Source organism: Candidatus Thorarchaeota archaeon (assembly GCA_021498125.1).
Classification (GTDB): Archaea; Asgardarchaeota; Thorarchaeia; order Thorarchaeales; family Thorarchaeaceae; genus B65-G9.
Window position 1 is genome coordinate 1 of sequence record JAIZWL010000014.1, and the last position, 5,353, is coordinate 5,353.

At 42.0% G+C, this 5,353-nt stretch carries 3 protein-coding genes; 1 reads left to right on the top strand and 2 read right to left on the bottom strand.

All coding sequences use genetic code 11. The annotated features are described in order from the left end of the window. On the bottom strand, positions 1-822 hold an 822-nt coding region (locus K9W43_14370), incomplete at its 3' end, for a DUF4338 domain-containing protein (protein MCF2138413.1). A 363-nt stretch (positions 823-1,185) separates the two neighbouring features. After that, positions 1,186-3,522: a hypothetical protein gene (locus K9W43_14375; GenBank protein MCF2138414.1), complete on the bottom strand. Its 2,337-nt coding sequence runs from the start codon at positions 3,520-3,522 to the stop codon at positions 1,186-1,188. 641 nt (positions 3,523-4,163) lie between these two features. On the opposite strand from K9W43_14375, the gene K9W43_14380 reads away from it, so the two are divergent. Further along, positions 4,164-5,144: a hypothetical protein gene (locus tag K9W43_14380; protein ID MCF2138415.1), complete on the top strand. Its 981-nt coding sequence runs from the start codon at positions 4,164-4,166 to the stop codon at positions 5,142-5,144. The last annotated feature ends 209 nt before the right edge of the window (positions 5,145-5,353 follow it).

Consider the following 5,353-nt stretch of genomic DNA (forward strand, 5'->3'; position numbering starts at 1 on the left):
CGTTGTAATAAGAAGCAAATCATTATCATGACGACGTTTGAAAATGACCGACGTTGTATTACTATATTTATTTCGATATGCTTCACGAACCTCTTTGGATGTAGTTAACGCACAGACAAGTTTTCCTCCTAACAGATATGAGTAGGGTGGAATTGCCCCCAAAACAAAGGCATCTAGGACACTACGTAAATTTTGTCTCCTCTGTTCGGTAGTCCATCCAACCCATTTGTCACGAACTCTCAAATTGAAAACGGGATCCCCTAATGCAAAAAGGCCGATAATCTTGCCATTTTGCCTATCGCGTACCAAGAACCGCATACGTCTTCCATATCCTTGTGACACAGGGACCGACCAATATAACGTTAGAAACCGGAACAAATCGTGCTTTCTATCACCAGTCCTTAGTTCAATGATTTCAGGGTCTATCTCCTCAGGGCGTATATCCGTACCATCCGCAACAAAGTTGAGTAGTTTTCGTGCATTTCGCTTTAAGAATCTCAGATTTTTGTATAATATTTCTATTCGCTTTCCGCTTTGAATTGCTCGCAAATCCATTTTGGTTAAAGTCCTGTCTTGAATCAGCCCATTTTCGCTGATGACATACCCAAGGCGTAGTAGATGTTGTTTAAGTTCAGAAACAATCTTCTTCTTTAGACTTGCAATATCTCCAGAAATATTTGCACGTGTCGTGCTAATTTCACGAATTCCTTCTAATCTGTCTAAAATTGTACCAAGGATGGATTCGGTATCTTCATATAATCCGGTTTGGATAATATCAAGGTTTTTTTTCTCAACACTCATACCGGATTTTTCTGATGCCACTCTATTTACCTCATAATATGTCCCAGTTAAGTATCGAGAGGCATACCTGCTTATTATTACTTGGTATTTCAAGGAATCTGATTGAAAAGTTACCTTTTGGTACACTCCGAAAATGTGAGTCACTCGATGGGCAACAAGAATTATCCGTGCCATGTAATTATGGTACGATAAGTTAGAAATTGATGAAACCGTAATTTGTTAATTATCGTTTGTGATTTTTCTGATGGTCTTCCAAGGGGAAATGGCGTGTAGTATCTTTAGGTCCGTGAATTAATAGAATGATAGAAATGCGATTATCATGCATTAACAATAAATGCTAAAATCTCCTAATACGACTCGTAACGGTCATTCTTGATATGAATTCTATGTATCAATACTTGTCATTCCAAGTGGGATGATCAAAACCTCTTGCAGTTCTATTCCTGTAGTTGTAAGGTATGATCTACCGATGTACTCGACATCGGGATACGTGCTGGCGAGGAATAATCGCAATGGATATTTGAGCTCTGACTTTAGTTGCTTGATCAATGACCCTATTGTGTCCTGGATAGTAGTCGATTCTTGTGATTCCTTTAAGATACGGCGCAAAATTCGCTTCTCTCTATAAAACGTCCTTCTCTGGGAAAATTGGACGATCACTATTATAATTATACACAGCCATCCCAAGATTGTATTTGCATAAAATTTCAAGTCTTCTTCAGATAAGGTATGATCTGACGGCTGAAGGGAAATTCCGATAATAGTAACTATCAGAAAAGCAATGCTAAGTATAATTAGTTCTTTTATCGAGTACTCAGACTTCCATTTCTCCTCTTTCGTCAAATCTTGAAGAATTGATGCAGGCCATGGAATTATAGGCCCAATTTTTAGGACCGCCGATCTCAACCTCTGAACTACGACCTCTTGGACTCTGCTGATTGTTTGTAGCTCTTCTGGAGCGGATGTGTCTCGTACATAACCAATATTACCGTCCTCCTTTGTTCGAAGGTCGAGGTGTAGGAACAGCGATTCTAGACCTCTCCGAGAAATACCATGGAATTGAAATTCTGACGCCGCTCTTGTGTAGTTAGTTCTGGCGCGCCAGAAGACTATCATGCTAACAAGCAAGAGCGGATGGGTAAGAATCCACTCGACCACGAAGAGTGGCCCGAGGCTAACGGAAAGCCACGGTACATACCAAATGAGGCCGATGATGAGTAGAACTATGCCAAGACCTAGCAGACTATACACAGGTGGTTCTTCCTTGTACACATTACTGTCATCTTGGGCGATTCGTTGGGCGAACGCTGAGTACCCCTTTGCCTCTAATTGCTCTCGCCAATCGTGACCGCGTTCAGGTTTTGGAATTGATCGCGTTTCAACTTGGGTGGTGGATGTCAGGGTCTCGTGTGTCTTGTCTGCTGACAGGTCCGGTTCTTTTTTATAATCTAATAACCTGATAGTACGGCTGACCATTTCTCTGGCCGGTAGACGAACTGCTCGTATTATTCTATCATTCATTGCTACTGATATTATTATACTAATAATGCCCCATGTCACCGGAATCCAAAACACTGAGACAACTCTGCTTATGGCAAGAAACGAGATCGTGACGAGCAAGGCAATATTCCCCACCAGAATTGCTCGGTTTAGTTTCACGCAGTCTGCAAATTCCTGTTTGGTGAGAAGGAACGAGTACGTTTGATCCATGCTCGGGCGGCCATATCTGTTCGGTCCAAATTTGGACAGTAACATCTTGCCAGTCATAACAAGAATGAACAGAAATATACCATTGGTGAGCAAGTAAACAGCTGTAGAAATATCGTAGTAGTATGTAATAAATGCCAGAATTACAAGGGCGGCTCCTGATAGTCGTAAGATCCATATCCGTCTGTATGCTCTTCGCGTCAGGATCCCAAATGGTTGTGTGACGGGTTCCAAAAGGTCCTTAGCCGTTGTAATATTTTCTATATTTATTATTGCGTCTATGTCTACATCAAGGATGAACTCGGTCTGTTTCATGAGTCTATAGATCCCCGAATGACGTGCGAGTTCTTTGAGTGTCTGTAATGCGTCACTATCGAGATCAAGTACTATTCTCCGTCCAAGGAACACGATCACTTGGAGCATTAGATTAGTTGCCGGGACTCCTTTGGTCTTCATCTTTCGTCGCTGATATCTATCGGGTGTTTTTTTCAGTCTGGAGTTGATACTATCCCCGACAACGTACATGACTAAGAGAGCAAGCACTGATTTAAAAAGAATTGAAAAAATCTGGGACCATTCGATAAGCCATTGGATAGCACCCTGAGACCATCCACCTGCGTCAATGGCAGCAAGGAATATGACTATCGGGGTGACAAAGGATATACTGCTGGCAATTCCCATTCTTTCAGTCATCTCTGCGAGGAAGAGGTAACTGACAACTCCCGCAACCATTACTGTGAGAAAGTCTAGAATGTAGATGATTGGCGTGGTTAGAAACTCAAACGGCGTTGAAATTGGAATGAAGTTCGGATTGATCATTAGATAGATCATTGCGGATCCGTATATGATTAGGAAACTGAGACTTAATGCTACGAAATATGTCATAATGTCCGTCTTGTCTACTCCACGATGAGGTGTCTGTCGTTTCTGTATCTCGTCAATAAACGCAGTTCCAAAAAACGATATTACAAAAATCGGAAAAAACCATGGAGTGAATGGATTTTCAAACGCCATCTAGATTCTTTCAACCTTCTTTTCTCGGTCTTCTAGGAGTAATCTTACCAACTGATCTGATATGCAGTATCTCAATATGAACCAACGGCTTCAAAAACACAAGACCTGTTCGCGATATCCGTGGTCAATTCTCCCTCATTGTATACGCGAAACATTTGGATATAAATTCTATGTCAAATCAGGCCCTGTGTGAAAAGTTTGCAACCATGGATCAGTATAGGAAAAATAAATCCTGCGGGGTTTTGGATTGGATAACATCATAGTGCAAGTCGTCCTTATACGGATGTTTTCATAGACTTTTCACACAGAGCCATCAAATCAGTTGGGTCGAGCCCCTTCGATTATCATTTTTAGAACAAGTATTCACGGTCTCAGAACGAATACTGCTATTGCTTTCAATATGATCAAATTCATGATTTACAATGGATTCAGTGATGACTTTATTCTTTTAAGTGCATATTTTTGCCGGATCACCCGCAAGTGTACCTTCCAATCAACGCTCAGAAGTGCCAGAAAGTTTATACGTATTTGGTCTAATGATTGGTTGAGGATGGACTTCTCATGAGTGAAATGGGGCTAGTTGATCGTGTACTTGATGCACGAGTAGAGCTAGGTCGGTCGGTCGTCATAGACGTAATCTTTTGAGACTGAGGACTGCGCTGCTTGTGATCGCTGTGTTGTCACCATTGTGGGTCATGCCGCTCTCGGCACCAGTGGTCTCGGATGTGGTGGTGGTCATGTATCATGACAGTGCGGTGAATACTGCTGTGCGAACAATCGTGGCAAATGATCCACATGTGCGAGTTGTGGAATACGAGTCGTTAGAGTATGCACTGACCATCCATCGGACGGCCGGAAGAGTCGTGTGGGTATCTCATGGATCTAAACAAGGAATACTTGCAGGGTCGCAGGTGCTCAGTTGGCGAACGTTCAGTGGTCGAACCCAGATGACTCCCGGGAAGGACATCGTACTAGCATGTGACTCTACTGCACTTTATCGGTATGTTTCTACAGGGTCTGTTTTTGGATTTACAGGTGCTGTAGATGCCATATTAGGGGGACTACTTGTTTCGTTTTTACTTGAACCCCAAAAAAGCATATTGTATAGATTTTCGGAACTAAACTTCGATATGGTTACAAATAGGCGTATAAACTCAAGATTCCTAGGTCCTACGGACTATATTCTTGACTATCTATCTGAGCGCGAAGCAATGTATTGGCTGGCAATCTCGATGCTTGTGATTGGATCCATGCTCTTCAACTACTACGCTGGTTTATCATTTTGGCAGAAAGTGGGATGCCTTTTGGTTATCCCTGGTCAGTGCGGTATTATTGTTACATTACTATGGCTCGCACGAGGTTGGATAAAACCACTATCTGCAGCATCGAAGATTGCGGGTTTTATTGTTGGTACATTGCCAGCTGCAATGATTAGTGTACTTGGTGGGAATGTCTTTGCTCTCGGGATTCTCATGACTTGTGTTATTGCAACTATTGCCTCATGGGGCGCTTCTGCTGGAGCAATAGCAGCAGCGAAAATAGTACTGCTGATAGCATCAATTTTAGCTTTTATTGGAGGAATCGTACAAGATGCGATAGATGGCAATACTATAGTTGGATAGTCGTAATACACTGGTCAAAACCAGAATCGGTAGAATCTATAAGGTTTTGCCCACCGGTTTATTTAATATATTACAGCCGTATCTAATGATACTATAACACTGGAATCATAATGGATAATGGAGAAGACTGCAATGGAGAGGACTGCAATGGAGAAGACTGCAATGGAGAAGACTGCAAATACGTCAGTATTTCAATTGCTAAGAACGTT